Origin of the sequence: Meiothermus sp. CFH 77666, assembly GCF_017497985.1 — a bacterium.
In the GTDB taxonomy this organism is placed as follows: Bacteria; Deinococcota; Deinococci; order Deinococcales; family Thermaceae; genus Meiothermus.
Genome location: NZ_JAGDFV010000004.1, coordinates 96,731 through 122,780, shown reverse-complemented (window position 1 = coordinate 122,780; position 26,050 = coordinate 96,731). Strand labels below are relative to the sequence as shown.

At 63.8% G+C, this 26,050-nt stretch carries 25 protein-coding genes; 9 read left to right on the top strand and 16 right to left on the bottom strand.

All coding sequences use genetic code 11. The features are described from left to right. Positions 1 to 57 precede the first annotated feature (57 nt). On the bottom strand, positions 58 to 561 hold the full coding sequence (locus tag J3L12_RS03725; RefSeq protein ID WP_208013694.1) for a hypothetical protein: 504 nt from the start codon (positions 559 to 561) through the stop codon (positions 58 to 60). Positions 562 to 732: 171 nt separating this feature from the next. On the opposite strand from J3L12_RS03725, the gene J3L12_RS03720 reads away from it, so the two are divergent. Together J3L12_RS03720 and J3L12_RS03715 are read left to right on the top strand one after the other, a co-directional pair. Next, a complete protein-coding gene (locus tag J3L12_RS03720; RefSeq protein WP_208013693.1) occupies positions 733 to 1,170 on the top strand; it encodes an OsmC family protein in 438 nt (145 codons plus the stop codon). Between the two features lie 57 nt (positions 1,171 to 1,227). Further along, positions 1,228 to 2,001: a hypothetical protein gene (locus J3L12_RS03715; protein ID WP_208013692.1), complete on the top strand. Its 774-nt coding sequence runs from the start codon at positions 1,228 to 1,230 to the stop codon at positions 1,999 to 2,001. 209 nt (positions 2,002 to 2,210) lie between these two features. Here the strand turns inward: J3L12_RS03715 and J3L12_RS03710 are convergent, their stop codons facing one another. Next, a complete protein-coding gene (locus J3L12_RS03710; RefSeq protein WP_208013691.1) occupies positions 2,211 to 4,982 on the bottom strand; it encodes a UvrD-helicase domain-containing protein in 2,772 nt (923 codons plus the stop codon). 28 nt (positions 4,983 to 5,010) lie between these two features. Between J3L12_RS03710 and J3L12_RS03705 the strand changes: the two genes are divergently transcribed. The 5 genes from J3L12_RS03705 to J3L12_RS03685 all read left to right on the top strand — a co-directional run bounded on the left by J3L12_RS03705 (position 5,011) and on the right by J3L12_RS03685 (position 7,702). After that, positions 5,011 to 5,256: an AbrB/MazE/SpoVT family DNA-binding domain-containing protein gene (locus tag J3L12_RS03705; RefSeq protein WP_208013690.1), complete on the top strand. Its 246-nt coding sequence runs from the start codon at positions 5,011 to 5,013 to the stop codon at positions 5,254 to 5,256. Further along, positions 5,253 to 5,633, top strand: a complete 381-nt coding sequence (locus J3L12_RS03700; protein WP_208013689.1) for a type II toxin-antitoxin system death-on-curing family toxin — start codon at positions 5,253 to 5,255, stop codon at positions 5,631 to 5,633. The genes J3L12_RS03705 and J3L12_RS03700 overlap by 4 nt, the downstream gene beginning before the upstream one ends. Before the next feature lies 1 nt (position 5,634). Continuing rightward, positions 5,635 to 6,504 carry an aminotransferase class IV gene (locus J3L12_RS03695; protein ID WP_208013688.1) on the top strand — a complete coding sequence of 290 codons (870 nt, stop codon included), beginning with the start codon at positions 5,635 to 5,637 and terminating at the stop codon, positions 6,502 to 6,504. A 140-nt stretch (positions 6,505 to 6,644) separates the two neighbouring features. Beyond that, the gene (locus J3L12_RS16680) at positions 6,645 to 7,211 is read left to right on the top strand and encodes a hypothetical protein (RefSeq protein ID WP_243454887.1); all 567 of its coding nucleotides are present in this window, start codon (positions 6,645 to 6,647) and stop codon (positions 7,209 to 7,211) included. A gap of 122 nt (positions 7,212 to 7,333) precedes the next feature. After that, positions 7,334 to 7,702: a helix-turn-helix domain-containing protein gene (locus tag J3L12_RS03685; RefSeq protein WP_208013687.1), complete on the top strand. Its 369-nt coding sequence runs from the start codon at positions 7,334 to 7,336 to the stop codon at positions 7,700 to 7,702. Here J3L12_RS03685 and J3L12_RS03680 read toward each other — a convergent pair. The 11 genes from J3L12_RS03680 to J3L12_RS03625 all read right to left on the bottom strand — a co-directional run bounded on the left by J3L12_RS03680 (position 7,699) and on the right by J3L12_RS03625 (position 21,736). Continuing rightward, the gene (locus J3L12_RS03680) at positions 7,699 to 10,251 is read right to left on the bottom strand and encodes an ATP-dependent nuclease subunit B (RefSeq protein WP_243454886.1); all 2,553 of its coding nucleotides are present in this window, start codon (positions 10,249 to 10,251) and stop codon (positions 7,699 to 7,701) included. The genes J3L12_RS03685 and J3L12_RS03680 overlap by 4 nt on opposite strands. Positions 10,252 to 10,430: 179 nt before the next feature. Then, positions 10,431 to 10,967, bottom strand: coding sequence for a hypothetical protein (locus J3L12_RS03670; RefSeq protein WP_347708827.1), 537 nt, complete (start codon positions 10,965 to 10,967; stop codon positions 10,431 to 10,433). 10 nt (positions 10,968 to 10,977) lie between these two features. Then, the gene (locus tag J3L12_RS03665) at positions 10,978 to 12,354 is read right to left on the bottom strand and encodes a c-type cytochrome (RefSeq protein ID WP_208013686.1); all 1,377 of its coding nucleotides are present in this window, start codon (positions 12,352 to 12,354) and stop codon (positions 10,978 to 10,980) included. Positions 12,355 to 12,356: 2 nt separating this feature from the next. Next, the gene (locus J3L12_RS03660; RefSeq protein WP_208013685.1) at positions 12,357 to 12,923 is read right to left on the bottom strand and encodes an SCO family protein; all 567 of its coding nucleotides are present in this window, start codon (positions 12,921 to 12,923) and stop codon (positions 12,357 to 12,359) included. 196 nt (positions 12,924 to 13,119) lie between these two features. Then, positions 13,120 to 15,597 carry an ATP-dependent helicase gene (locus J3L12_RS03655; protein WP_208013684.1) on the bottom strand — a complete coding sequence of 826 codons (2,478 nt, stop codon included), beginning with the start codon at positions 15,595 to 15,597 and terminating at the stop codon, positions 13,120 to 13,122. Then, on the bottom strand, positions 15,590 to 16,147 hold the full coding sequence (locus J3L12_RS03650; RefSeq protein ID WP_208013683.1) for a DUF4276 family protein: 558 nt from the start codon (positions 16,145 to 16,147) through the stop codon (positions 15,590 to 15,592). Before J3L12_RS03650 ends, J3L12_RS03655 begins: the two co-directional genes overlap by 8 nt. Beyond that, a complete protein-coding gene (locus J3L12_RS03645) occupies positions 16,144 to 17,289 on the bottom strand; it encodes an AAA family ATPase (protein WP_208013682.1) in 1,146 nt (381 codons plus the stop codon). Before J3L12_RS03645 ends, J3L12_RS03650 begins: the two co-directional genes overlap by 4 nt. A 21-nt stretch (positions 17,290 to 17,310) precedes the next feature. Then, positions 17,311 to 19,146 carry a serine/threonine-protein kinase gene (locus tag J3L12_RS03640; protein ID WP_208013681.1) on the bottom strand — a complete coding sequence of 612 codons (1,836 nt, stop codon included), beginning with the start codon at positions 19,144 to 19,146 and terminating at the stop codon, positions 17,311 to 17,313. Between the two features lie 40 nt (positions 19,147 to 19,186). After that, positions 19,187 to 20,146, bottom strand: a complete 960-nt coding sequence (gene fmt, locus J3L12_RS03635) for a methionyl-tRNA formyltransferase (RefSeq protein WP_208013680.1) — start codon at positions 20,144 to 20,146, stop codon at positions 19,187 to 19,189. Positions 20,147 to 20,222: 76 nt separating this feature from the next. Further along, positions 20,223 to 20,825, bottom strand: a complete 603-nt coding sequence (def, locus tag J3L12_RS03630; protein ID WP_208013679.1) for a peptide deformylase — start codon at positions 20,823 to 20,825, stop codon at positions 20,223 to 20,225. Between the two features lie 20 nt (positions 20,826 to 20,845). Continuing rightward, on the bottom strand, positions 20,846 to 21,736 hold the full coding sequence (locus tag J3L12_RS03625) for a DMT family transporter (protein WP_208013678.1): 891 nt from the start codon (positions 21,734 to 21,736) through the stop codon (positions 20,846 to 20,848). A gap of 29 nt (positions 21,737 to 21,765) precedes the next feature. Here J3L12_RS03625 and J3L12_RS03620 point away from each other — a divergent pair, with 29 nt between their 5' ends. Together J3L12_RS03620 and J3L12_RS03615 are read left to right on the top strand one after the other, a co-directional pair. Continuing rightward, positions 21,766 to 22,188 (top strand): nucleotidyltransferase, encoded by a 423-nt coding sequence (locus J3L12_RS03620; RefSeq protein ID WP_208013677.1) that lies wholly within the window; start codon positions 21,766 to 21,768, stop codon positions 22,186 to 22,188. Continuing rightward, positions 22,185 to 22,415, top strand: a complete 231-nt coding sequence (locus tag J3L12_RS03615) for a hypothetical protein (protein WP_208013676.1) — start codon at positions 22,185 to 22,187, stop codon at positions 22,413 to 22,415. Before J3L12_RS03620 ends, J3L12_RS03615 begins: the two co-directional genes overlap by 4 nt. Before the next feature lie 31 nt (positions 22,416 to 22,446). Here J3L12_RS03615 and J3L12_RS03610 read toward each other — a convergent pair whose 3' ends face one another. The 3 genes from J3L12_RS03610 to J3L12_RS03600 all read right to left on the bottom strand — a co-directional run bounded on the left by J3L12_RS03610 (position 22,447) and on the right by J3L12_RS03600 (position 25,912). Continuing rightward, entirely contained in the window at positions 22,447 to 23,355 is a 909-nt protein-coding gene (locus J3L12_RS03610) for a CAP domain-containing protein (protein WP_208013675.1), read from the bottom strand. 8 nt (positions 23,356 to 23,363) lie between these two features. Next, positions 23,364 to 24,602 (bottom strand): pitrilysin family protein, encoded by a 1,239-nt coding sequence (locus tag J3L12_RS03605; protein WP_208013674.1) that lies wholly within the window; start codon positions 24,600 to 24,602, stop codon positions 23,364 to 23,366. Positions 24,603 to 24,679: 77 nt separating this feature from the next. Beyond that, entirely contained in the window at positions 24,680 to 25,912 is a 1,233-nt protein-coding gene (locus J3L12_RS03600) for a pitrilysin family protein (RefSeq protein ID WP_208013673.1), read from the bottom strand. Positions 25,913 to 26,050: the final 138 nt, after the last annotated feature.

Below are 26,050 nucleotides of genomic sequence, written 5' to 3'. Positions count from 1 at the left end.
GACCTAATTATGGGCCTCAACGCCCGCCATCGCATGTCTTTATGCTTACATTCAGCTTCAAAACCTGGGGCGATCCACCTTGACCCCCATCATCTTGCTCAAGAGTTCCACCAGCGCCCGCGATTCCTGCTCCTGGGTACCGCTCAAATCGGTGAGGAAATCTTCCCAGAACCACCAGTCGGGGAAGTAGCTTTCGTTGACAAAATGGCCCTCGCCATAAAACCTGAACAGATCGAACTCTTTGCCATTGCGCAAACGCAGCCCCACACGAAAAAGTTCCTGGGTATCCCTGGCCCGAGAAAACCAACCCCCAAAGGTCCAGTCCTCGAAGCCATAGGTGACGACCTCTACCTGCTCGAAAGGGATCAGACGGGTACGTTCCACAAACCAGAACTGACGGTCATGGATCATGAGCCAGCCCTTGCGCGGCTCCACCACCACCTCTCGGCTGAAAGCGCCCAGGCTCAGAATCCGCAGCCGTAGGGCAGAAGTCACTACCAAACGCACCCCCTGTTTTTGAATACGGGGGCCAATGGAGAACAGGCGAAAGCTGCGGTTCACTTTGCTCCTGATGCTACGGCGCGCATTGTGAAGAAATCGGGTCATTTTACCCCTGGGCCTGGGATATTATCCAGACAGGGTAGCTCTCTGGAGCGTCCCTATTCGGTTAAGCAGATGCTGGAGTGGCGGTCTATGGCTACGCTCAATCCGTGAACCGCCCTTAGGAGGCTTATGGCGACGAAAAAAGTGGTATTGCATCGCTTGGGAGGACACCGGTTTGTAGGCATCAACGAGCAGGGCGACAAGGTGATGGTGGATGGCGACCAGCCTTCCACCGGGATGCGCCCCATGGAACTCTTGCTGGCAGCACTGGCCGGCTGCACCGCCTACGATGTGGTGGACATTATGGAGAAAAAGCGCCAGCCCCTGGCACGCTACCGTGTAGAGGCTGTAGGCGAACGGGCCGAGGAGCACCCCAAGCGCTACACCCACATCGTGGTCACCCATTACGGCGCCGGGCCCAACGTGACCCGGGAGGCCCTCGAGCGGGCCGTGGAGCTTTCCCACACCAAGTACTGCTCGGTCTCGGCCACCCTGAACGCCCACATCGAGACCCGGGTGGTGGTAGAGCCCTGGCAAGGCGAGCCGCAACTTCAGCAGCAACAGTAAATTTTTCTAGAGCAAACCCCCACGCACTCTCATGCAAGGCTCTGGTAGCGTTGCCCCATGAGAGTGCCAATTTTAGCTACTGCACTGGTTTTGTCCGGGCTTACCCTGGCTCAGCCTGCTTCTAATTCGCCCATCGCCTGGGGTTCGTATACCCTCCGGCAAGAACCGGGCCTGCTGCGAATTATTCGTTCAGATCGGACACAGGTCGAGATCAAGGGAAGCCGTTTCGAGGTCAGGCAGCTCGAGCTGACCGGCCAGGTGCCCGCCGAACTCTGGATTAACGAGGTCTCGGGGCCGAACACCACCGCCTATTTCTTCACCCAGGAGCAGGGCTTTCGCAACCTGCTCATCTACCGGGGCCGCACCGCCGGGGTGCTGGAAGTGCGCGATGTGGACGGCGACCGGCGGCCCGAGATTATTGTGGGCACCGATGTATTCGCCGACTTTGGCGGCCTGCCCAGGGAAGTCTACCCCCGCCTGACCTACATCCTGGCCTGGGACGGGGTGCGCTACGTAGACGCCACCGCCCGTTTCCCCACCCTGGGCTTCCGCACCCTGTCGTACTACCGGGCGGCCCTGCAGGACGCCCTGGTTCAGAAAGACGAGGTCAACGCCCGCAGCGCCGCGCTGGGCTACTACGGACGCGGGCTCATTACCGGCCAGGCCGACGAGGCCAAAAAGTGGCTGATGGCCAACACCCCCCAGGCCATCCGGCGCTGGCTCCTGGACCTCGAGGGCGAGGCCATCCGGGCCCTCTACGCCGATCTGGCCTGCCGGCTGACGGTGAGCTACAGCCGGAGCCTGCCGCCTAAGCCGGTCTGTAACGGTTAGCAGCCGCCGATTGCTGAAGGCTCAAAGCCGAAGGCCGAAGGCGTTGGGCGGAAAGGCCATTCAATTGTTTAGGGAATATGGGGTTAGGGGGTAGGGGTTAGAGAGGTACCGCCTACTCCCCACCACCCATCCCCACCTAGTGCGCCGTTGAACCTTGGCTACACGCCTTCAGTAGGTATAAATCACCTGATTGCTGGGAAACCCGGGGGTCAGGAACCAGGCTGCGAAAACGCGTTTCGCTTTTCAGAGGGCCGGATCTCGTTCAGGGCAGCCTCCAGGAGGGTCTTTTCCAGCCGGATGACCTCGCCAAAGCGCAGGTATACCAGCCGCACCTCGGGTTCTACCTGCCAGGCCTGCCGGACGGCGGCCAGGTAGACCCCAAGCTGGAAATAATACTGCTCGGGCCGCATCTCCTGGTCGGTCTTGTAGTCTTCCAGGTACCATTGCCCGCCCACCCGGTAGAGCCGGTCTATGACCCCCTGCCAGACGGTAGTACCTAGCGGGAGGGCCACCGCGAACTCGGGGTAGTCTTCGTCGCGGGGCCAGGGGAGCTGTGTGCCCAGAAGCCCCTGGTAGTTTTGCAGCAGGGTCTTCACCTCGTCCATGATGCTGAAGCGCTCGTCGGGGCCGAAGGGGAACATAACCTCCTGGGCCTCGAGGTTGGCCAGGTGCACGGGGTTGTCGGGGTGCCAGTTTTGCCCGATGGCGTAGTGCACCAGCGTCCCGATGGCCCTGGCCCGGCCCGGCAGGGCCTCCCCCTCCTCGGGGTCGGGGAGCGGCAAGGGCTCGGCCTCGAGGCGCTTGTAGGCCGAGGGCGAGAAGAGCGGGGGAAAGGGCTCGAGGTCGAAGCGGGCCTCCACCCAGGGCGAGGACTCGGGCGGTTCGGACGGGCCGATGACCGGGGACGGCGGTATGGGCTGGTAGCGCCAGGTGTGGAGCACAAACTCGGGCCGGTTGTAGGGCGGGCTGTAAGGCCCCAGGTTCAGCGCCTCCAGCACCCTCACCCAGCCTTCGGGCTTGCCTTTGCTCACGCTGCCGGTGAGCAGCAGGGTATCGCGGGCCCTCGAGGCCGCCACGTAGAAGAGGCGGTAGCTCTCCTCTTCCTCCTGGGCCTTGACCTGCTCTTTGAACACCGCAAACTGCGGGGTATCAGGCAGGGCCACCCATTGCGTCAGGCGGTTGCCTGCGTCCTCCTTACGCCCCAGGTAAAGCGGTCGGGCCTGGTGGGTGTTCTTTCGACCCAGGTCGAACACCGCCACCACCGGCCACTCCAACCCCTTGGCGCGGTGGATGGTCAGGATCTGCACGCCCTCGCCCGACTGCGGCACGTCACCGGCGTCGGCCTGGCGGGAGAGGCGCTCGAGGCGCTCGAGCAAAGCCTCGAGGCTCTGCGGCGGGCGCGGGGCAAAGTAAAAGAGCAGGGCATCCACGTTCTCGCGGGCCCTGGGCTCCAGAAAATCGTGGTAGGCGCGGCCCGCCATCAGGGGTGCGCGGATCAGGTACTTGAGCACCTCGAGGGGGGCTTCCAGGCGCAGCCGCGACTGGATTTGCCGCAGGCGCGCATGCACGCTGGGCCACCGGAGCTCCAGGGCTTGCAGGGGGTCGCTCGAGCGCAGCACCGCCTCAATTTCGGCCAGCTCCAGGGGCTTTAGCGGCCCTTCCTCGGTATGTTGCCCGAAGGAGCTCCGCAAAAAAACCGCCAGCGAAAGCCCCCTGGGGTCGAGGGCTGCCCGCAGGGCGTGGTAGAGGTCGCGCACCTCCTGCCGCTCGTAGTAGCCCCGCCCTTGCAGGAGTACGTAGGGAACCTGGGCAGCGCTAAAGGCTTCTTCCAGGAAGGGTACGCTCTGGTAGGAGCGCACCAGCACGGCCATCTCGGAAAAAGCGGTCTGGCTCGATAAATCCCGCAGCCGCTGGGCCAGCACCCAGGCTTCGTATCTGCGCAAATCGTCCATGGGCAGTTCGCCATCTACCCAGTGAATCTCCAGCCGCCCCTGCTCGGGCCGGGTGCTTTCCACCGGCGGGGCCTCCTCGGGGGCAAAACCCTGCCCCTGGGCGGCCAGATGGGCGGTGAGGCGGTTCAAAAAGCGCGCCAGGGTCTGGCTGTGCCGATAGCTCCGGGCCAGCGGCGGCAGAAGCTGGCCTTCCCGCAGGGCCTTGCGAAAAACCCCCACATCGGCGTCGCGGAAGGCGTAGATAGACTGCTTGGGGTCGCCCACCATCTCGATGGGCAGCCCGGCCTGCTCGAGGGCCTCAAAAAAAGCCCCTTGCAGGGGGTTTACGTCCTGGTACTCGTCCACCAGAAGCACCTGCACCCGCTCGAGTACCCGTTCCAGGGCGCGGGGGTGGCGGGTGAGCTCGAGGGCGCGGCGCTCGAGTTCGGAGGGCGAGAGCAGGTTGCTTCCCAGGCGGGCCTCGTAAGCAGCGTATACGGCCTTATAAACGCGTAACAAGCGCTCGTTAGCTTCGCCTTCGCCCGGCTCAAAGGCTTCAGCCAGAGAGCGCCTGGAAAACAGGTACAGGAGGGGTTCGGTCAGGTCGTCGGTGGCCATGCCATGGAGCAGATGGCCCGGCTCCTGCGCCAGGTAGCGCAGGGTGTTCCACTCCTCCTCGAACAGGGCTTGCGCCTCCCAGTCGCCCAGCATGGAGAAGTCGGGGTCGAGGTGCAGCATGGGGGCCGCAAGCCGCAAGCACCAGCCCATGAAGCCGTGGATGGTGCTGAGGGTGGCCCCGGTAATCTCGCGGGCGGCCTCCAGAAAAGCAGGCTGGCTTGCGGCCTGGGCTGCAAAGTCCAGATGCCGCCCCCGGCTCAGCACCTCTTCGATGGCCTGCCCCACCCGCACCCGTAGCTCGTCGGCGGCCTTGCGGGTAAAGGTCACGCCCGCGATGCGGCGCAGGGGCGTACCGGAAGAAATAAGCTCCAGGTAGCGCAAGACCAGGCTGGCAGTCTTGCCGGTTCCGGCGGAGGCGACGCGAACTTTCATGGTGTATATATTGCGTTATAATGTTACCGTGAAGCGCACCTTAATCACCTTGGGCAACAGCACAGCCGTCACTTTACCACCAGACTTCCTCGAGCAAAACAACCTGAAAGCGGGGGATCTGGTCGAGGTAGAAAATACCGAGCAGGGCCTGCTGATTCGCCCGCCCCGAGCGGTCGCTTCCGACTTTGAACAAGCCCTACGAACGGTGCTGGCGCGTTACCGCGAAACCCTGCGTCGCCTGGCCGCTCACGACCGGGGTGAAGACCCCGCATGAGCCGCTGGCTGACCCTGGGAGAAGTACTCCTGCTGCATGACCTTGCGCTCGAGCTAGACGGGGGCGACCCCGGCGTACTGGATTTGGGCAAACTCGAGTCCGCCCTGGCCCAACCGCAGGCTGGCTTCAAAGAGACCCTTTTCCACCCCACCTTGCCAGATCAAGCCGCAGCTTACCTGTTTCACATTAGCCAGGCTCACGCCTTCAACGATGGCAACAAACGAACGGCGGTGCTGGCCGCCCTCACCTTTTTAGAACTCAATGGGCTTTCCCCCACCATTGGCCAGGACGAGCTTTTCGAGCTGGCCCTGGAGGTAGCCCAGGGGAACCTTTCAAAAGAGCAAATTGCCCATAGACTGGTAGCGGGAGAAACCTGACGTGAAGTACGCCCACATCAACGGAACGATTGTCGAGCACACCCAGGCCACCCTGCACATCTCGGATCTGGGCCTGCGGCGGGGCTACGCTGTGTTCGAGTTTTTCCGCATTCTGCGGGGGGTTCCGGTTTTTCTGGAAGACCACCTCGAGCGCTTCGAGAATTCCGCCCGGCTTTTGGAGCTCGAGGTGCCCTACAGCCGCGATACGCTCGAGGGCTACATTCTGGAGCTTATTCGGATGAACCATCTGGAGCAGGGTGGTATCCAGATGCTCCTGACAGGCGGCTACTCCGAGGACGCCTTTACCCCCAGTAGGCCCAACCTGGTCATCGCCCCCATTGCGGTCAACCCACCCCCGCCCCACCTCTACGAGCAGGGCGGCAAGGTGATTCTGCACCAGAACCTGCGCGAGCTGCCCGAGGCCAAGACCACCGACTACTTAGTAGCGGTGCGCCTCGCCCGGCGGGTGCGGGCCGAGGGAGCCACCGAGGTGATTTACCACGACGGGCAATGGGTCTCGGAAGGGGGCCGCAGCAGCCTTTCCGTCATCAAGAACGGGGTGCTGATAACCGCCCGGGAAGGGGTCTTGCCGGGCATCACCCGCAGGCACCTGCTGCAGGTGGCAAAGCCCCTTCTGCCCATCGAGGAGCGCACCATTGCCCTCGAGGAGCTGTTTACCGCCGACGAGGTGCTCCTCACGGGCGCCACCCGGCAGGTCATGCCCATTACCCGGATCGAGGACAGGCCCGTAGGTAGCGGCCAGGTGGGGCCTTACGCCCGGGCTTTGATGGCGGCTTTTCAGAAGCACCTGGAAGCCTACCTGAACCAACGAGCAATACAACGCGAAACCTCCGGCTCTAAGGGCATTTGAACTTGTCGCCCTGGATGGGTTGCGTGGGATGAAGGGTACGGAACCCACCTCATTCTGTTAGTACTGCTTGTGTAATTGCTCCCGCCTGCGCCCCCTCCAACGTGGCCCCGCCGGGGGCGATAGGCTACGGCAGCGGCTTCGTGCCTTTTGTGTCTACCCCGCTGGCCGCAAGGGTGCAGGCTGCCGACGGCGCGGCGGCCCTGGGCCTGCGTAGCGGCCCCGAGGGTTTCGGGTTCCAGTACACCCAGGGGCCCTGGGGCGCCGAGCTGATTGTGGCCCCGCGTGGAGGCGCCTCGGCATTTGCCCGGGCTTCCTACCTGCAAGAGGGCCTGGCCGCTGCCTTCAGCGTGGCCTGGGAGACCTACACCACCTATCGCTACGACGGGATGAACTACATTCCCGAAACCGTGAGCGGTGGCGGGGTGGGGCTGGACCTGGGGTACTTCTGGCCGATTCCCCTGGAAACCGGCCAGGGCTACATCGGGCCCCAAATGTACAGCTACGTGCAGTGCCAGAGCCTGAACAACGCCCCTTTGCAGTGCAGTGGATTGCGCCTGAACCCTGGCTTTGGTATGGGGGTCAACATCCCGGTGGGGCGGTTTGTGTTTACGCCGGAAATTTCGCTCTTTTTGCTGCCCCCAGACGACTATTTCGCCACTCCCCGCCTGGCCACCCCTTTTAGCTTCGCGTTCTCGTTCAGGTTCTAAAGGTAGTTCACTGGAACGACGGAGCCCGAAGGGGTTCCGTTCTTTCATTATTTTGTTGATATATATTGCATTTTATTATTAGATGATATATTTTATTGATACCTCCAGGGAGGAGTGAGAATTTGAACGACGAGGTACTGACCCTAGAGGAGACCGCACACTTTCTTAAGGTGTCGGACGCGACGGTTTACCAATTGGCCCGCAGTGGGGCGTTGCCCGCCCGCAAGGTGGGGCGGGAGTGGCGGTTTGTACGAAGCCGGCTTATGGCCTGGCTCGAGCAAGGAGGCGAGGAGATGGAGGGCAAGGTAATACGCGACGAGTTTGGCGGGGAGTACATGGTGGAAAACGGACAGGAAAAGGTGGCCCTGTGGCTGCCCATGAGCCGTGAGGAAAAGCGGCGCTTGTTGGAAAAAGCCGCGCAGGAGGGCTGGAGCTTTAGCGAAAAGGTAATGGCCCTGGCACGCGAGCTGATGGCGGATAAACCGGCCTAACCTGTTCTTCCCTCGCGGCACACGTCCTTCACGCTGCAGCTACGACAACGAAAGCCGGGGTTGGGTTCCACCACCCCGGCCTTGTAGCGGCTGTGTACTTGCTGGGTTTTGTTCAGAAGATTCTCGAGCGCCCCCCAGACCTTTTCGATGGGCTTGCCATAGACCCGCACCGGCTCCCCCAGCACCGGCCAGGCCCAGATATGCACCTGTCGAATGCGCCCCTTGAAGGCCGAGAGCAGGTACCCAGCGGCCCAGCGCTCACTCCAGCGGTCGCGCACCGCTTGTTCGGCCTCCTCGGGATGGGTCTCGGGGGCCACGAAGCGGTAGAGGTGGGCCTCGCTGCCCTTGCGCAGCACCCCGTCCAGGTAGGCTTCCAGCCCCTGACCCTCCAGCTTGAAGCCCAGGCTCAGTTCGCTCAGAAGACCATAGTGGTGGCGCATCCAGCCTTCGGTCTGGGGGAACTGCTGGGAGAGGGCCTCGAGGCGGGCCGGCACCAGTTTCTCGGCCTTGCGCAGCTCGCGCACCCACTGCTGCCACCACGGGGGCTCGGCCTCGTCCGGCGCAAACTGCGAGGCCCAGAATTTGAAGCCACACTCGTCGTAATAACGCAAGTCTTCGACACCCGCCTGCCCCAAAAGAACCCGGCTCAGGGGGGCCTTGTAACCTTCGGCGCGGGCCGTCTCCAGGAGGCTGGCCGGGGGCAGCTTGGGCAGGTAGGGCGGCCTGGGCTGGGAGAGGAGGGCCGGTTCGGGCTCGAGGGGCCCCTCCTGGCTGGCCTCGGGGTAGGTGATGATTACCTCATCGGCACGGGCCTGGAGTTCCTGCAAGAGTAGCCGATCCCGCCCCAAAAAACGCCTGGGCAAGAGGCCCCCTGCCTGCCGCAGGGCTTCCTCCAGGCCCATTCGCAGTTCCTCGGGCACAAAGTAGTCCTCCTGTTCGCCGGTGCTGTAGGCGCCCTCCACCGCGTAGGTCAGGTACAGCTTCTTCCAGCGCTGCCCGGCGGCCAGGGTGGGCGTGAGCAGGGCCACCCCCCCTGGCGGGCGGTGCGGCTCGTAGGTTTCGGCCAGCAGGGCCGCCCACCAGTGGCGAAAATCGGGGCCGGTGGCGATGCGGTGGGCCTCCATGGCCCGCTCCATCAGGGTGGCCCGGCGGGGGCTGTGCCGCACTTCGGGCAATGAGTCCAGAAGTTCGTTGGCCCAGGCCAGGGAAGGGTGCAGGTCGGGGGTATGGGCCGGGTCAAACCCCGACCCTTCCTCGCCGGGAGGCCGCAGGCGGGCCAGCCAGGAGGCCCAGACCCCTTGCATCCCCAGCTCGGCGGCCAGCCGGCTGATGGCCAGGGGGCCCACCAGGCTGCGTTCCAGGGCCGCCCGGCCCAGCGGGGCCAGGTCGGGCACGGCCAGCAGGCGCGAAGGGGTGGGGTAGTCGGGCAGCTCCAAAAGCTCTAGCAACAGCCGCCCCTCGGGGGTCTCGGCAGCCGTACCAGCCCGCTGGTCTACGAGGGGAAGACCATACTCATCGGCCAAAGTTAGCAAGGCCGGAATTCGCGTCTCCGGCGTAATCACCGCAATATCCAGAGGCTCCAGGCCCTGCGTCAGGTCGCGCTTGATCGAACGCAGCACCCAGCGGGCCTCGCTAACCGGGTTCTGGGCGCGGTAGGTCTGGATTGCAACCGGCCTGGGTGGGAGCGCCTCCTGGGGCAGCAAACCCGGCGGCGCTTCCGGCAGGCCGACCCAGACCGAAATGTGACGGGAGAGCGCCTGCAAGAGCCGCAGCTCGAGCACCCCCAACTCGCGGAAGCCGTCCACCACCACCAGGTCGGGCTCGAGGCCGATAGGCGCGAGCCCGCTGCGCGAGGAGGCGGACTCCACAGACTGCGTAGGCCTCGTCTGACGCTCGAGGCCGATAGGCGCGAGCCCGCTGCGCGAGGAGGCGGGCTCCACAGACTGCGTAGGCCTCGTCTGACGCTCGAGGCCGATAGGCGCGAGCCCGCTGCGCGAGGAGGCGGGCTCCACAGACTGCGTAGGCCTCGTCTGACGCTCGAGCGGAGCCTGCCCCTCCAGTAAAGCCAGTGCTGCGGCCCGGAAGTCGTCGTAGTCCCAGCGGCCCCAACTGGCCTTAAGTTCCTCGTATCGGGCGTAGACCTTTTGCAAACGCCGGGCCTCGGGGCTGTGGAACGGCAGGGCCTCGGGCTTCACCCCGTTGCGTTTGGCCTCGGCAATGGCACGGGCAAACAGCCGAGCCTCGCCGGGGCTGGGCAGGGGGCCTTCGCCTTCCATCAGCGCCTCCCCCACCAGCGCCACCCGGCCCGGCCCGGTCAGAATGGGCTTGAGGCCAAAGCTGGCGGCCAGCAGGCGGTAGTAAAGCTGCTGCGAGGTAAGCACCTCGAGGCCCAGCACCGCCCCCCGCTGGGTAGCCCGGCGGTAGACGTAGGCTTTTTGCGCAGGCAAACAAACCCACCAGACCCGCTTGCGCTGTTGCAGGTAAGAATGCGCGACCTCGAGCAAACGGGTGGTTTTGCCGGAGGCCGGAGGGCCTACGAGGAGGTGCATAGCTTCACTATATCGGCCCCCTCATAGGCCCGTGAAGCCGATAAACCCGGCTCTACCTCCCGAGTTCAACCCGGTCAAAAGACCCGTAGGGTTTCCCAGTCTCCTGGGCTACCCTCTTTGGAACGGATATGCTCGCAGTCACCCGCCTACATTCCGCCAGAAAGGATACATCCACACAACTACCGCATCGCAGGCTCCACCGCCGGAAACCGCACCGGCGAACGCTGGTAGGCCGCCAGCCAACGGGGGTCGGAGAGGGGTTCCAGGTTCCGCCCCAGCGCCAGCACCCCCACCACCCGGCCCTGGTGGGTCAGAAAGCAGCGGTAACCCCTGGGCTCACTCACGTACCAGTTGCCCAGGTTGAGGGTCTGGGCCACCCCCTCAAAGCGCCGGGCCAGCTGGTTGCGCAATCGCAGGGCATCCTGCACGGGGCGGTCAAACGCCACCACCACAATGTCCTCGAGGCCCAGCGGCACCGGGGCCAGGTCTATGTTCACCGTGAGGCGCGACACCGGCAAACCCTCCGCCCCCAGCACCACCCGCAGCAAGAAGCGCTGGGGTGCCACCCGCTCGGCATAGGCAAACTGGGGGCGCAGGGTCTGGAAAAGGGCCAGGCAGCGATCCATCACCGGCGGCTCGCTCGGTTGGGCCCAGCCCAGCGTCCCTAGACCCCAAACCCAGAGGGCTATCGCCGGCAGAATGGCCCTGCGCCCCACAGCTTCTCCCCTACTCGCGCACCCCAAAGAGCGAACCCAAACACATCTCGTCGGTAGTCCCCTCGCCCCAGGTCATATAGCGGGGCGGCAAGGGCTCCCCACCCGGGCCGGGGATGGCCGATTTGTTGTCGTAAACGCAGGTGACCCGCACCCTATCCCCCTGGCGCAGCCGCAGGGGGGTCTGATACCAGTACTCGCCCTGCCACTGAAAGTTCCACTGGGGAATGTTGAGGAGCGTCCGAGCGTTTGCCGTACCGGGGTTGACCTCCACCCTGAACTCCACCCCCCGCAGGTGCATGTGGGCCGTCACCCCATACACCTCCATGGCGCTCTGGGCCGTCCAGTCGCAGGAGGTGGCCTGGCGGCTGCCATCACCCACGTTGCGCCGGGCGTACTCCTCGATGGAGGTGTTGCACAATAGGTGAATCCAGTCGGCAATAAAGCCCAGCTCGGTGCGGGCTCGAGCGTACTCGCGGGTACAGGCTTCCCCAAACATACCCGGCGGACACTTAATCTCCACCGGAGCAGCCAGGGTCATGCCCACCAGGCGCTTGAGCTGCACCCCTTTGGGGGCTAGGTACAAAGCCATCTGGGTAGCGTCGGGGTTGGCGCCCGAGGCGGTGTTGTAGTGCACCTGCATCACCACCCGGCTGCCGGCCCGCAGGAACCGGCCCGTACCCTCCGGCAGCAGCGTAGCGCCCCCACCCGGCACCCAAAAGCCCAGAATGCCGCCGATGTTGCGGGGGTCGCTGCTCAGGCCCGGCCCGCCAAAGCACTTCCAGCCGGGGCCGGGCTCGGCGCGGTCTTTGGCCTCGGCGGCCCCCACCATATCGGGGCCAATCAGGAATAAAATCACGTGATGCACGCTACGCTTGTCACCCGGAATAATCTTGTAGCCGGTCATGTAGGTATCGTGCTCGAAGGTGACCGGCATCAGGAAGCAGCGGTAATCGTCCAGCAGCGCATCGTCAGGCGTGTAGGGGGGGTTGAGCGCCGCCACCAGATCGGGCTTTGGAGTAGGCGCAGGGGCTTTCACCGCCACCGGTCTGGGCTCGCCCAGCGGGGCGCCCGCCTCGGCCCAAGCAATCAGGGCAGCTTTGGCGCTGGCGGAAAGCTTGCGTTCGTCCTTCAGGGGTGGGGTGCCTTCGCCGGGGGGCCAGGGCGGCATCCGGCCCTGCTTCACCGAGTCGGCAATGGCCGCCGCCATGTTGCGGGCCCAGCGGGCATCGTCCAGGGGGAAAGGGGCAATACCCCCTTCGGTGTGGCAACCCGCACAGTTGGCTTGCAGGATTTCGGCCACTTCCCCGTGGTATGTGGGGGCTTGGGCCGGCCCGGCTCCCATCGAACCCAGTGCCAAAAAAACCAGCAGTAGCAAAGGTCTCGGCATATTTACCTCAACAGTTGGGCAATTTCTTCCTTGAGTTTAGCGGTGGAAAGGCGGCTGGCCCCGTAGAGCATCCGCACCAGACGGCCCTGGGCATCCAGCAGGGCCAGCGCATCGGTATGAAAGACCAACCGCCCACCGGGGGCCAGGTTGTACTCGACCCTGGCGGCTTCGGCAATGGGGCGAATGGCTTCGGGCTTGCCGGTCAGGCCCTGCACCGGCACAAAGCCCCGCAGGTATTTTTGCAGGGTCTGGGGGGTGTCGCGCTCGTCCACGCTCAGGAGCAAGAGCTGCAGGTGGGGTGGTGCGCCCAGGGCCTCGTAGGCGGGTAGCAGGCGGCCCAGCGTGAGGGGGCAGGCGTCGGGGCACTGGGTGTAGCCAAAGAGCACCACCGCCGGGCCCTTGGGGGGAAATGCAAACGCCTTGTTTTCGTGCGAACGAAGCTCCACGCTGGGGAGGGTTCGGGGCGGCCTGAAGTCGGCAGCCCCCGGCCCGGAGGCGGGCAGATAATGCCCCCCGTGGGCCCAGACCAGGCTGGCGAGCCCCATAAGAAATAGATGAAGTGGTTTCACCTTCACCATCATGACCGGAACCAGCCCAAAATAGAATCGGGCAACACAGGGTGTAATGCCTGAAGCCAGAGTCGCAGGAGAGTTCTCAGGACGGGCTACCTTGGGCTTTTTTCGGCCTTTCAAAACATGGCCTACCATGCTTCCTGCCCCTTCAGACTAGCCCCATCCGCTGAAACCAGGCTGAAGCCAAAGATACTCACCCCACCACCTCGAGCCTCGCGTAGCGCAGGGCCAGTTTGCGAACCCCATCCCCAAAAGCCACCATAGCCACCCCGTCTTCCAGACCCACCACCAGCCCGGTGCCAAACTGGATGTGCCGGACTTTCTGGCCGGGTTTGAGGGCGGGGGGGCTGCTTGGAGCCGGGCGCTTGAGGAGGAAGCGCTCGAGGTCGGCAAACTCGTCTGCTGGCCCCTGGCCGGGCTCCACATCGAAGGCTTCCCAGAGACTTCTGGCCTCGAGCGAAAGCCCCAGCGCCTCCAGCCAGCCGGCCTGCTCGGCGTGGGAAAACAGCCGCAGCACCTTGGCGGCCACGGCGGGGGCCTGGGCGGCGTTCCACCAGTGGTACAGGTAGCGCTCGAGGCCCAGCTTGTGCGCCCCCTGGGCCAGGGCCAGGGTCTGGGCGGTAGAGAGTTCTTCGGGCGGGAGGGCCAGGGCCTCGCCCACCCGCTCCACGGCCCCCAGCACCTGCAGATACTCGGCTTCCTTCAAAAACGGCGAGAGCGGCAGGCTGGAAAGGGCGTACAGGTAAGTGTGCGCCGAGCTTCGGGTGAGGGCCACGTAGAAGAGGCGGCGCTCTTCCTCGAGGTTCTCCGAACCGCTGTAGGGCAGGGTACCCTCGTTGCAGTCCGGAATAAAGACCAGGGGCCACTCGAGGCCCTTGGCCCGGAAGATGGTCATCAGGCTGACCCGTTCGCGGGGGTTCTGAATGGGGTCGTCGCCAAAGTGTTCCTGGGCCAGAAGCTCGATATGCCGTAGCAGGTCGCCCACGCTGCCCTTGTCGCGGGCGTACTCCAGAAAAGCCCGCACCCCCTCGGCCTTACCCGCCCCCACCTCCCAGAAGCCCGAGGAACGCAACAGATGACGGCGGTAGTCCAGGCGCGCCTCGAGCGCCTCCAGCACCGCGTGGGCCGAACCCCGCTGCACCGCCCCGCCCAGCCACTCGAACAAATCGGCCAGTTCCAAAAGCCGCCGGGCCACCCGCTCCTCCGCGCCCGCCGCCTCGGCCCGGAGCACCTCCAGCAGCGAGCCCCCCTGCTCCACCCGCCGCCAGATGGCATCGGCCAGGGCGCGGGTCAGGTAGCGCTTGGGGGTGTTGTAGATCTGCAGCCAGAGGCGTTTGAGGTCTCCCCGGTGCGCTCCCCCACCCCCCTCATGCACAGGGGGCGAAACCGCTGCGTCTTTGGCCCCCTTTTCAAGGGGGTTCTGCGTAACAGTGGCGGATTCGGCCAGCTGCAAGTAGGCCAGGAGTGTTTGAATCTCGGGGCGCTGGTAAAAGGGGGTACTGCCCACCACCCGGTAGGGAATCTGCCGCTCGATCAGGGCCTGCTCGAGGTAGGGGGTCTGGGCGTAGAGCCGTACCAGCACCACCATCTCGGCGGGCTTGCGGCCTTCAGCCAGCAGCCCGGCTATGTCGCTCACCAGGCTTTGGGCCTGGGCAGGCATGTGGGGCTCCATCCGCAGGTGCACCCGGCCCACAAAACCCCTGGTCAGGCTCAGGCGCTTGGGTTCGCGCTGCTGGTTCTGTGCAATCACCCGTCCGGCCAGCGCCACCTGCGGGGCCGGGCAGCGAAAGGTGTCGCGGATCAGGTATTTTTTGGCCTGGTAGCGCTGGGCGAACTCCAGGATGAAGCGGGGGCTGGCCCCCCGCCACTCGTAGATGGTCTGGTCGTCGTCGCCTACCGCCATGTAGTTGCGGTGCGGGGCGGTAATCAGGTCGAGCAGCTCCGACTGGGCCAGGTTCACGTCCTGGAACTCGTCCACCAGCACCGCTTGAAAAGCCTTCTGCACGGTTTGCAGGATCTCGGGGTAGCGCACCAGCACCTCCCAGCCCTGCATGAGCATGTCGTCGAAGGTGAGGAGCCCTTCGGCCTGCCGCACCTGCTCGAAGAGCCGGTACAGATCCAGGTACCACTCGAGGGCCTTTGGCGCCTCGGCTTGCGAAGCTACCTTGAGGGCCTCCGGGGGCAGGGCAGCCCCTTTCAGGTCGGCGTACTGCAGGTTGCCCTTGCAGGCCCCCAGATAGCTCAGGAAATCCTCGGGCTCGAGGTTTTCCAGTTCCTGGGCCCAGGGCACTCTGAGCTCGCGGGCCCGCCGCAGGGTGCGCTGCAAAAGGGCCTGCTCGGCGCCTTCTTCCTTTACCTCGGCCAGCTTCAAAAGCCCCTCTGAGGCGGCCTTGCGCACAATGCGGTAGCCCAGCGCGTGCAGGGTGGAGACCTGCACCCCCTGGGTGTGGGGCCAGCTCGAGAGCGCCCGCTTGAGGTCGTCTACCGCCATGCGGCTGAAGGAGGTGGCCAGAATCTTGCGCGGCTCAAAGACCCGTTCGCGCACCAGGCGCTCCAAGCGGTGCACCAGCGCGGTGGTCTTGCCCGCCCCGGCCACGGCGAACACCAGCGCAGGCCCTTCGTTGTGGGCCACGATGGCTTGCTGCTCGTCGGTGAGTTGAAGGCTAACCATTTTGGGTTCTAGCGATTCCCTCCAGCTCGCGCCAGAGCTTATCAAATGAAGCCGAGCGTCTGCGAAGAATGGACGGATCGCAGTTTTTGACCAGCTTTCCTGTCAGCTTAGCCTGGTCTATGGTCTCGGAGTAACGCCCTAATCGGCGTTTGACCTCTTCTTTAGCTCCGCGAATTTCCTCCAAATCCGCCGGTGCTTCCCCCAATCCCAGGCATTCTGCAGCCGCCAAAAACCACGTTTCAAACTCACACTTTGCAAGCACCACATGGCAACCAAGGCTTGACCTGGACTCAAGGCTCCTTTTCAGCTGTGGAGCAAGCTCAGCCGGACAGTCTGAGTCCGCATCCAGCAGTACCAAGACCGAGCCGAATTCCCCCAAACTCTTTCGGGCAAGCTCGAGGAAGCGATCTTGCTCATCCGAGCTATTTATGAAACGATTGCGAGAAATCCTAAGCGGATTCAATACCCTTATTGTGGGAAAGTAGCCTCGTATAAGTACAGGGAGTGCATCCACATCGCCGTGCCCTTCTACTATTGGCACTAATTTCATAACAACGTGTCTTGAAATTCTGTTGGAAGCTCGAGCTTCCTTTGCCGCAACAGCTCGCCTGCCGTGAATAGCTTCTCTTGGATGATTTGTTTTTGTTCTTCTGGAATCGGCTGAACCTCGCTCACCCCTCGTTGCATACCAACAACAAACAAAGACTGCGGCGGAATGTCCTCGTGGTCTAATAAATCTGGGCTATGGGTAGTCAGTAAAATTTGTCGGCTGTCGCTTGCTTCAATCAGTGCGTCGGCAAGTACAAAGGTGCTACCCGGATGAAGTGCTACCTCGGGCTCCTCCACACCCGCTACCGTAACAGCAGTCTGGAAGGCTGCTACCAATACCGCTAATGCGCGGAGCGTACCATCCGACATCGAACTAGCGTAAAACCGCCAGTCGTTTTTATTATCCATTCTCTGGAAAAAATGCAAGGTCTCCTTGGGACCCAACACCACCGGCTCTACCTTCATAACACCTGGAACAATCTTGGAGAGAAACTCTTGAACCCGCTCCAAACGATCAGGTGCCGTACGCATCTGGCGCAAAATACCAGGAAGATTGCTACCATCTCTACGCAAAATCGGGTAGGCGTCAGGGTCTTGCAGATTTCGTATAGTGGCTGGATTAGGATTATAAACCGCTACGCGGGTCAAATACTCAAATACCTCTCTAAAACCCTCCTCTGCCGAAATAGCTCTCAAGTACAGATCTTGTGGGCTGCTGGCTGCACTAAGCTTAGGTGTGGAACCTTTGAGAATGCCTCTTTCAACAAGAAAGAAACGCTCCTGTGATATAAGGTCGCGTGGCGACACCCGGGCTTCCTCACGAGCCACCTGAAAATCGTAACCCCTAACTGCTTCAATATCGAAGGCGTATTTCGCGTACCAATGTTCAAGGGTAAGGTGTAGCTCGATTCTAAAATTATTGGGTCGACCACTTGACCGTCTGCGAACCTCATTTATGCCCCCACGCTCGCGCAGGGCGTAGTCGAGATTAACGCTCAAGGCATCGGAAACGAAGCGCAAAGCATCCAACAAATTGCTCTTACCAGAACCATTAGGGCCTACAAAAACGGCTAAATTGCCAAGCTGGAGAGAAATTTTGCCCAGGCTTTTATAGTTGCGAACCAAAAGCTGGGTAAGGGCCATGGCTTTATCCTAACCCACCGTCTAAGCGAACCGGTACAGCTTCCCCGCCAGCGTGGCCACGTAGAGCGCCCCCCGGTAGGGCAGGGGCGGCACCTGGATGGGGCCCAGGCCGGTGGCCTCGAAGACCAGACGCCCGCTCTGGGTGTCCACCCCCAGTACCCGGCCTTCCTCGGTGCCCAGGTAGAGCACCCCGTGGGCAATAGACAGAGCGGCGGTCACCCGGCCGACCTCGAGGGCCCACACCTCGTCGCCGGTTTTCTGGTTGAGGGCGTATAGCTTTCCGGCCCAACTGGCCGCATAGAGGTTCCGCTCGTCCAGGGCCGGGGCGCCCCAGAGCTCGCCCTCGAGGTCGAAGCTCCACTGCACCTCGCGGGTCAGGGGGTCGAAGGCGTGAACCTCCCCGGCCCAGGTGGGGATGAAAAGCAGCCCTCCGCGGGCAGGCATAGCAGTATGCACCGCCCCCGCCTCTACCTTGTAGCGCAGGTGTCCGCTCAGGGGGTCGAGGGCGTACAGCCAGCCGCCCTCGCTGGCCACAAACAGAAGCCCCCGGTACAGGGTAGGCGAGGCCGAAAGCTCGCTGCCGGCCTGGAAACCCCAGCGCAGGGTACCGCTGGCATCCAGGGCATACAAAAAGCCGTCGCGCCCGGCCAGGTAGATCAGGTCGGCCACCAGGGGCGCGGCGGTAATCTCGGCGCGGGTGGGAAAGCTCAGGATGGGCCGCCCCGAAAGCGACATCCCGGTCAGGCGGCCATCCCAGGCGGCCACATACACCCGCTCACCCGCCACCACCGGTGGGGCCGAGACCTCGTCACCCAGGCGTTGGCGGTAGACCGAACCATCGGTCAGGTCGAGGCGGGCGGTGCCCTGCCCGGCCCCTACCCACAGGCTGCCCTCGCGGGCAATCAGCTCCCCCGGCCAGGCCACCTGTCCGGCCAGGTCGAAGGTGCCGCGCAGCTCCAGCTTTTCGGGCTGGGCCGGCCCGGTAGGGTAGTGCCCACTGCGGCTGGCCCCTGCCCGTGGCGTGGCCGAGAGGGTCTCACGGTAGTGGCGCAGGGTTTCTTCCAGCACCGCGTGGGCGGCGGCAGCATTGGCGGGCCGGTCGGCAGGGGCTTTCTGCAAGAGCGAAAGTATCAGACCCGATACCTCGGCGGGAATGGCCGGGTTAAGGCTCTGGGGGGGTCTGGGAGGTTCGTAAACGTGCTGGTACAGCACCGACTGGTCGTTTTCGCCCTCGAACAGAGGCTGGCCGGTGAAGGTGCGGTAGAGCACCGCCCCAAAACTGTAGAGGTCGGCCTGGGGGGTAAGGGGCAGGCCCCTGGCCTGCTCGGGGGCCATGTACTCTGGCGTGCCCACCGTAATGCCGGTGCGGGTAAAGTGGCGGCTTTCCTGCATCAGGTAGGCCAGGCCAAAGTCCATCACCTTGGGCTGGCCCTCGGGCGTGACCAGGATGTTGCGGGGGGTCAGGTCGCGGTGGATCACACCCCGCTCGTGCAGGTGCCCCAGGGCTTCCAGTACCCGCGCCGAGGCGGTAAGCAGCCGCAGCCCCTCGAGGCCATCCTCGAAGGGGCCCAGGCGGTCGTAGCTGCCGCCCTCCACCAGCTCCATCACGAAGTAGGTGCGGCCCTCTTCCTCCCCCAGGTCGAAGACCTGCACCACCCCAGGGTGCGAGAGCTTGGACAGGGCCTTGACCTCCCGAAAAAAGCGGTTGCGCTCACTGGGGTGCAGGTAGGTGTGCAGAATCTTGACCGCTACCGGGCGCTCCATGCGCTCGTCGGTGGCCCGCCAGACCTCGGCCATACCCCCCTCGCCCAGGGGGGCCACAAGCCTGTAGCGTCCGGCCAGCTTCACCTTTTCCATGGGACTCATGAGCTACGAAACCCTAAAAATCGAGCCGGGGTTAGCCCAGCCGGTGGCCCGGTTGCAGGCGGGCACCCCTGGCCCAGTCTACGGCAGGCATGGGCTTTTTGCCCTCGGGCTGAACCTCCTCCAGGCGCAGGCTACCCTGCCCGGTAGCAACTTCCAGGTACTCGGCCACCCGAACCACGGTTCCGGGTGCTTGCCCCTCGAGGCTTTCGGCACCGGCCCCTCGAGCCTCAACCCTCGACATTTTGATCACCTTTACCCGCTTACCCTGGTGCTCAAACCAGCTACCCGGCCAGGGCAGCACCCCCCGGTGGCGGTTGTAGATTGCCTGTGCGGTGCGCTCCCAGACAATCCTGCCATCGTCCTTTTGCAGCATGGGGGCGTGAGTGCCCTCAGGGGGCTGGGGGGTGGGTTGCAGGTATTCCAGGTGAGCCAGAGCGTCCAGAAGCAGCTCGATGCCCTTGTCGCGCAGGCGGTCGGCAAGCTCGAGGGCCGTTTCGTCGGGCCCAATCGGGGTACGCCAGCGCGCCACCACCGGGCCGGTGTCCATGCCCACATCGGTCTGCATGATGCAGACGGCGGTCTCGGCGTCGCCGTTGATGAGCGTCCACTGCACCGGCGCGGGGCCCCGGTAGTTGGGCAGGTCGGAGGGGTGCAGGTTCAGAAAGCCAAAGCGGGGCACCTCCAGCAGCTCGGCGGGGAGGATTTTGCCATAGGCGGCGGTTACGGCCACCTCGAGGCCCAGGCTTTTGAAAAGCGCCAAAAACTCGGGGTTCTTGCGGAGCCGCGCAGGCTTCTCTACCCGCAAGCCCCTGGCCTCGGCCCACGCCGCCACCGGGCAGGGCGTAATTTGCAAACCCCGCCCCGCCGGTTTATCCGGCTGGGTGACCACCAGCACCACCTCATGGTGGCGGTGCAGGGCTTCCAGCACCGGCACGGCCCAGGCAGGGGAGCCAAAAAAAGCCAGTCGGCGGCGCAGGGGTTGGGAGTTCATGACAGGTTGTTTAGAAGGCAATCAACCATAGACCCTCGACTATCGACTATCGACTATCGACCATTCACCATTGACCTCACCTGGCCTGCCCCAGCCGTGCGGCCTCCTCGCGCAAGAACGCCTTGGCCTGCCGCTGGAAAAGGGCCAGGTCTTCGCGGTGCTCCTCGAGAAACTTTTGCTTGTCGGCAAAAGCCATCCGCTGGAAGAAGAGGATACCGTCCAGGTGGTCAATCTCGTGTTGCAGCACCACCGCCAGGTAGCCCTCGGCCTCGAGCACCTTCGGCTCGCCCTTTTCGTTCTGGTACTCGACCCGCACCTGCAAGTCGCGCTGGGCCCCTTCGGCATAGAGGCCGGGCAGCGACAGGCACCCTTCGGTAATGGACTGCTGGCCCGAGCGGTAGGTGATGACCGGGTTCACCATCACGTACAGCTCTTTGACGCGGGTTTTGAGGTCGGCCTCGGGGCCTTCTTCTGTCTCGTCCTCGAGGTACTCGGCGGCCACAAAGAGCCGCTGGCTAATGCCGACCTGGGGGGCCGCCAGCCCCACCCCTCGGGCTTCGAACATGGTCTCGAGCATGTTCTCAGCCAGCGCCGGAATACCGCTAAAATCCTGCACGGGCAGGGCTTTTTTCTTCAAAACGGGGTCGCCGTACAGGCGGATGGGCAGAACCTGGGCCATCGTGGACTATTGTCTACGGTCTAGGGGCGCTTGTCTATGCCACTCTGCGCCACTTTCCCCAGGGTGTTCACAATGACCACGCCCGCCAGGGCGATTCCACCCCCCACCAGGGCCAGCACACCGGGCACTTCCCGCAGCCAGACATAGGCAATCAGGGTAGCGAGCACCGGCGAGATGTACAAAAAACTGGTCACCTGCGAGGCCGGGGCGCGGCTCAGGGCGTAGTTCCAGGTCAGGTACGAAAGCGCACCCGGCACCACGCCCAGATACACCACGCTCCAGGTGGCCTGGGCCGAGGCGGCCTGCATCTCGGACACCAGGCCCGGCCAGAACACCAGTAGCGGCAGGGTTCCGGCCCAGATGGTGTAAGCGGTGAAGTTGAGGGGGTTGTATTTTTTCACCAGGCTGCGCTGGAACACGAAGTAAACCGAGGTGACGAAGGCCGCCAACACAATCAGCAAGGCGCCGGGCTCGAGTTCAAAGCTACCGGGGTGGTTGCCCACCGCAATCAGGGCCACGCCTGCAAAGGCCACCCCAATGCCCAGCCAGCCCCAGGCCGAAAGCCGTTCGCGCAGGAAAAAATAGGACATCAGGGCCACAAACACCGGCCCCACCGCAATCAGGAGCGCGGCAGGCCCGGCCTTCACGCTAACCTGGCCAAAGTTGAGGGCAGTGTGATAGGCGGTAATACCCAGGAAACCCAGCCCCAGAATGGCCGGCCAGTCCCTCCGTTCGGGCAGGGGCATCCGCACCCACAGGGCGTAAACCACCATCACTGCCGAGGCCACCAGAAAGCGCAGCAGGGTCAGGTGGGCCGGGCTGTAGTCCTGAAGGCCCGCCCGTATCCCGGCAAAGGCCGAGGCCCAGGGCAGGATGGTGAGGCCAATCGCCAGAAGGACTCGAGAATCCACCGGGGGATAGTAGCATATCGTTAGCGCCCATGACCCACCAAATGCTCGAGTTAATCCGCCACCTGAACGCAAAGGGCGCGCGTTCAATGGTTATCGGCGGCTACGCCCTAGCCTTCCTGGGGGTTCCCCGCTACACCAAAAACCTCGATTTGTGGATAGACATGCAAGAGGCACCCCGCGTTCTGGAAGCTATCAAGTCCTTTTTTGGTGGAGACGATCTGGGGCTTACGCTAGAAGACTTGAGTACGCCGGGGGTTGTGCAGTTGGGCTACGAACCCAATCAGGTAGACCTGGTGCTACTCAACGAGCCCGATTTCGACGAAGCCTATGCCCATAGCCAGACGCACGAGGTAGGGGGTGTTACCGTGCGGGTGGTGTCTCGTGAGGATTTTGTGCGCCTGAAAAAAGCGTTTGGGCGCAGCATTGACCTGCGCGATGTCGAGGAGTTATGAAACCTGTTGCTCGCAAATACCGTTTCGACGAGGTGCCCTCCGAAAAAGAGCGCTGGCAGGCGCTGCCCCTGGAAGTACGCCTGCAAGCAGTGGTGGAGATGGCCCTCTTCTGGGCCCGCTTGCACGGCCAGCAAGGCCTCGAAAAGATTCATCCGGTAGCCCGCAAAAGGCCCCTCGCCCTGCCAAAAACAACCGAAGACCGCATGGAGGACAGCAGCCACCCGTAACGATGCCCGCAAAATCCAAACGCCAAATGGCTCACGGCTTTAGTGGAATCCGGTGGCTGTAGCTGATTTGGTTCCCCTGACGGATACCGAGCCACAGGGCTTCCAGCGTACCGGGGAGGGCGAGCTCGAGGCGCACCGGCCCGGCAAGATTCTGCCAGAAGCGCGGCTCTGCCCCCACCGCCAGGGTGTAGTTACCGGCGGGAAGGTTGAGCAAGACCTGCTGGCCCGGCACCAAACTTCGCTCGAGGGTGGTCTCCAAGCGCAAACCGCGTTCGCCGTTGCGGGTAGCCCACCAGGTCTGGCCGTCGAACACGGCAAAGCTCACCTCGGCTTTGGGGGGGAGCTCGAGGCGGGTCTGGATGGGCGGGTTCAAACGGGCATAGAGGTTGTTGCCCACAAAGACCCCCACCGTACCGGCAGCCGTACCGGTGAGCAACAGTACCGTGCGTTCGGCCTGGGCAGGGGTCAGGCGCACCTGGGGGTCGAAGGGCCGCCCGATGAAGTTCTGCACCACCATCACCTGCCGCCCCTGACGTACCAGGGCCACCCCCAGATGGGTGAACTCGGGCTTGAGCAGGTTGGCCCGGTGGCCGGGGCTGTTCATCCAGCCCAAAAGCGAGCGGCGGGGAATTTCGGGGTCGGGGTAGCCCTCGAAGCTGGCCAGGTTCTCGCCTACCGTGACCTCGAGCACCCCGGCAGCCCGCATCCGTTCGGCGGCCCCCAGACCATCGGGGTTCTGGTGGGCAAAAAAGTTGCGCCGGAGCATGTCCTGGGCATGGCCCAGGGCTGCCTTGTAGGCCAGCGCATCCCACTGCAAGGGCCGCAGACCGCGCTCGGTGCGTACCTGGTTGGTGCGCTGGAGCACCTCGAGCTCCAGGGCACTCTGGGCCAGGGCAGCGCTGCACAACAGCATCAACCCCAGCAGCCAGGCCCCTCGCATCGTGCTACCTACGCAGGTACGAGGCTGTAGCAAAAGCTGCGGCTAAAGGGCTTTTCTTCCAACAAGGCGTTAACATCGTCCAGCGTGACCGCCTCGACCCGCCGGGCAATCTCGCTCAGGGGCTCATAGGTTTGGTTGTAAACATAACCCAGGCCCACGCTCATCAGGCGTTGCATGGGGGTCTCGCCCGCAAACACCAGTGCGGTGGCCAGCTTGTTTTTGGCCCGCTCGAGCTCGTCCGGGCGCACCCCCTCGCGCTCGAGGCGGCCCAGCTCCTCGCGGAGCACGGCCTTCACCGCTTCCTCGTTGACCGGGTCGGTCTGGGCATAAATGTAAAAGAGCCCGGCCCGGTCGGCCTCGTCCACCCCTGCCCCCACCGACTCCACCAGGCCTTTGTCGGTAAGGGCCCAGAAGAGGCGGCTGTTACCCTCCTCGCCCAGGATGTTGGCCAGGATGTTGGCCGCATAACGGCGCGGATCCTGGGCCGAAACCCCTGGAGCCAGCAGCACCAGATAGGTCTGAGTGGCTTTGGGATAGGGTTCCCGCATTTCGCCAACCTGGGCCTTCACCTCCGGGTAGGCCCGGCTGGCCTCCCCCCGGGGCCAGCCAGCCGTGAGCGCTTGCACCTGCTCGAGGGTTCGCTCCCAGTCCACCCGGCCCGCCAGGGTCAGCACCAGGTTGCCGGGGGTGTAGCGCCGCGCCTGGTACTCGGCCATCTGCTCACGGGTCAGGGCCGAGATTGAAGCGGTCGTACCCAGCACACTGTTGCCCAGGGGATGCCCGGCAAAATACCGCGCCCGCCCCCAATCAAAAAGCATCACATTGGGCCGGTCTTCGTACAGGGCAATCTCCTCGAGGATGACCTGCTTCTCGGTGTTGAAGTCTTCAGGGCGCAGCGCCGGGCGCATCAGGTCGGTCCAGAGCTCCAGGAGCCGGGGAGCAAACTCGGGCAGCACCGCTCCGTAGTAGACGGTATTCTCTTCGGAGGTGTAGGCGTTGTACTGGGCTCCCATCTGGTCGAACTCGAGGTTCACCCCCAGGGCATCGCGCTTGGCCGAGCCCTTGAACAGCATGTGCTCTAAAAAGTGCGACACCCCGGCTATTTCGGGGGTCTCGTCACGGCTTCCGGTCTTGCAAAAATAGCCCAGGGCCACGCTCTTGGCCTCGGGGTTGATCTCGGCAATCACGGTCAGGCCGTTCTCCAGGGTGGCCTGCTTGAACTCAACGGCAGATTGGGTCTGGGTCATATCTACTCCACAAACGCAGGTGGCTCGAAAAAATCGGCTTTCGGGCTTGGGCCACAAGCTTTCCGCTTCTCCCCCCGCTACTCGGTAACGGCCAGCTTTCTCGGCCCCAGGGTGGCTATCCAGGGGTTTCGGTAGGGGTTGGCGGCCAGGTAGCGGTTGATGCGCGGCACATCCACGGCGGCAATCTGGGCCTCGATCTCGTCCAGGGTGCGTACCCGGCCCAGCAGGTAGAGGTCGCGGGTGATGCTGCTGGCCCTCGAGCGCGACGACTCATCCTGCATCACCAGGGCGGCCCGCAAGCCAATCTTGGTGCGTTCCAGCTCGGCCTCGGAGACGCCTTGCGAAAGCCGGGCGATCTCTTCCTGCATCACCTGCAGGGTCTCGTCGGCCCGCTCCGGGGTGGTGCCGGCATAGGCGGTCAGGTAGCTATAGCCCTTGATGCCATTGGGAGCCGCATACACCGAGTAGACCAGGCCCCGCTTCTCACGCACCTCGGTAAACAGGCGGCTGCTGCTGCCCCCAGAGAGCACCTGGGCGGCCAGGCGGGCGCTGTAAAACTCGGGGTGGTCGAAGGAGATGTCGGGGTAGATGAGGCCAATCTGCGTCTGGGCGGTGTCTTGCTCGAGGTGGATGGTATGGGCGGGCCGTAGCTCAATGGCCGGATACCCCGCCCCGGCCCCCTTCCAGTCACCCAGGGCATTCTCGACGGCTTCCCTGGCCTCCTCGAAGCGTACACCCCCCACCAGGGCCAGAATCGCCCCCTGGGGGGCATAGCGATGGGCAAAGTCTTCCCGCAGGGCCTCGGCGGAAATGCTTTCCAGGTGGGCCTTCTGTCCGCTGGGATTGCGCCCGTGGGGGCTGGCAAACACCGCCCGGCGAAGGGCGGCAAACATCTTTTTGGGCGGCTGGTCTTCCAGCGAGGCCAGCTCTTGCAGGGCAATCTGGCGCACGGCTTCCAGGGCCTCGGTGGGCAGGTGGGGGCGCATCAGCACATCGGCATAGAGCGAGAGCACCGCGGGGAGTTTTTCGGCCAGAAACTGTGCGGCAAAGGTGGTGTACTCGAGGGCGCTGCTGCTGCCCCGGCGCACCCCCAGGTCGTCAAAAGCATTGGCCAGGGCCCGAGCATCCCGGCTGCCCGCCCCTTTCCAGAGCCAGCCCTCCAGCAAGCTGGCCGCTCCTTCCATGCCCTCGGGGTCGTTCACGGCGCCTACCGGCACCAGTAACTGCATGGCCACACCGGGGTTCCAGGGCTGTTCCTCCACGGCCAGCGTCAGGCCATTGGCCAAAGTTTCAACTTGCGATACCGCCATACCCACCAAGTATACGAGCCCACCCCACCCAGACCATGACATTTGAGACATTGGGCCCCCTGGGAAGCGTTACATTGCGAACCAGAATCCTCCATCAGCTTCAACCGCATCATCAGATAAGTACCTCCCGCCTATGTT

Coding starts and splice junctions, on each gene's coding strand:
- J3L12_RS03700 (WP_208013689.1), top strand. CDS start 5,253: ATGAGCCGCTGGCTGACCCTGGGAGAAGTACTCCTGCTGCATGACCTT.
- fmt (WP_208013680.1), bottom strand. CDS start 20,146: ATGAACTCCCAACCCCTGCGCCGCCGACTGGCTTTTTTTGGCTCCCCT.
- J3L12_RS03680 (WP_243454886.1), bottom strand. CDS start 10,251: ATGCACCTCCTCGTAGGCCCTCCGGCCTCCGGCAAAACCACCCGTTTG.
- def (WP_208013679.1), bottom strand. CDS start 20,825: ATGGCCCAGGTTCTGCCCATCCGCCTGTACGGCGACCCCGTTTTGAAG.
- J3L12_RS03610 (WP_208013675.1), bottom strand. CDS start 23,355: ATGCGAGGGGCCTGGCTGCTGGGGTTGATGCTGTTGTGCAGCGCTGCC.
- J3L12_RS03665 (WP_208013686.1), bottom strand. CDS start 12,354: ATGCCGAGACCTTTGCTACTGCTGGTTTTTTTGGCACTGGGTTCGATG.
- J3L12_RS03645 (WP_208013682.1), bottom strand. CDS start 17,289: ATGGCCCTTACCCAGCTTTTGGTTCGCAACTATAAAAGCCTGGGCAAA.
- J3L12_RS03720 (WP_208013693.1), top strand. CDS start 733: ATGGCGACGAAAAAAGTGGTATTGCATCGCTTGGGAGGACACCGGTTT.
- J3L12_RS03655 (WP_208013684.1), bottom strand. CDS start 15,597: ATGGTTAGCCTTCAACTCACCGACGAGCAGCAAGCCATCGTGGCCCAC.
- J3L12_RS03600 (WP_208013673.1), bottom strand. CDS start 25,912: ATGGCGGTATCGCAAGTTGAAACTTTGGCCAATGGCCTGACGCTGGCC.
- J3L12_RS03710 (WP_208013691.1), bottom strand. CDS start 4,982: ATGAAAGTTCGCGTCGCCTCCGCCGGAACCGGCAAGACTGCCAGCCTG.
- J3L12_RS03615 (WP_208013676.1), top strand. CDS start 22,185: ATGAAACCTGTTGCTCGCAAATACCGTTTCGACGAGGTGCCCTCCGAA.
- J3L12_RS03650 (WP_208013683.1), bottom strand. CDS start 16,147: ATGAAATTAGTGCCAATAGTAGAAGGGCACGGCGATGTGGATGCACTC.
- J3L12_RS03620 (WP_208013677.1), top strand. CDS start 21,766: ATGACCCACCAAATGCTCGAGTTAATCCGCCACCTGAACGCAAAGGGC.
- J3L12_RS03640 (WP_208013681.1), bottom strand. CDS start 19,146: ATGGAAAAGGTGAAGCTGGCCGGACGCTACAGGCTTGTGGCCCCCCTG.
- J3L12_RS03715 (WP_208013692.1), top strand. CDS start 1,228: ATGAGAGTGCCAATTTTAGCTACTGCACTGGTTTTGTCCGGGCTTACC.
- J3L12_RS03605 (WP_208013674.1), bottom strand. CDS start 24,602: ATGACCCAGACCCAATCTGCCGTTGAGTTCAAGCAGGCCACCCTGGAG.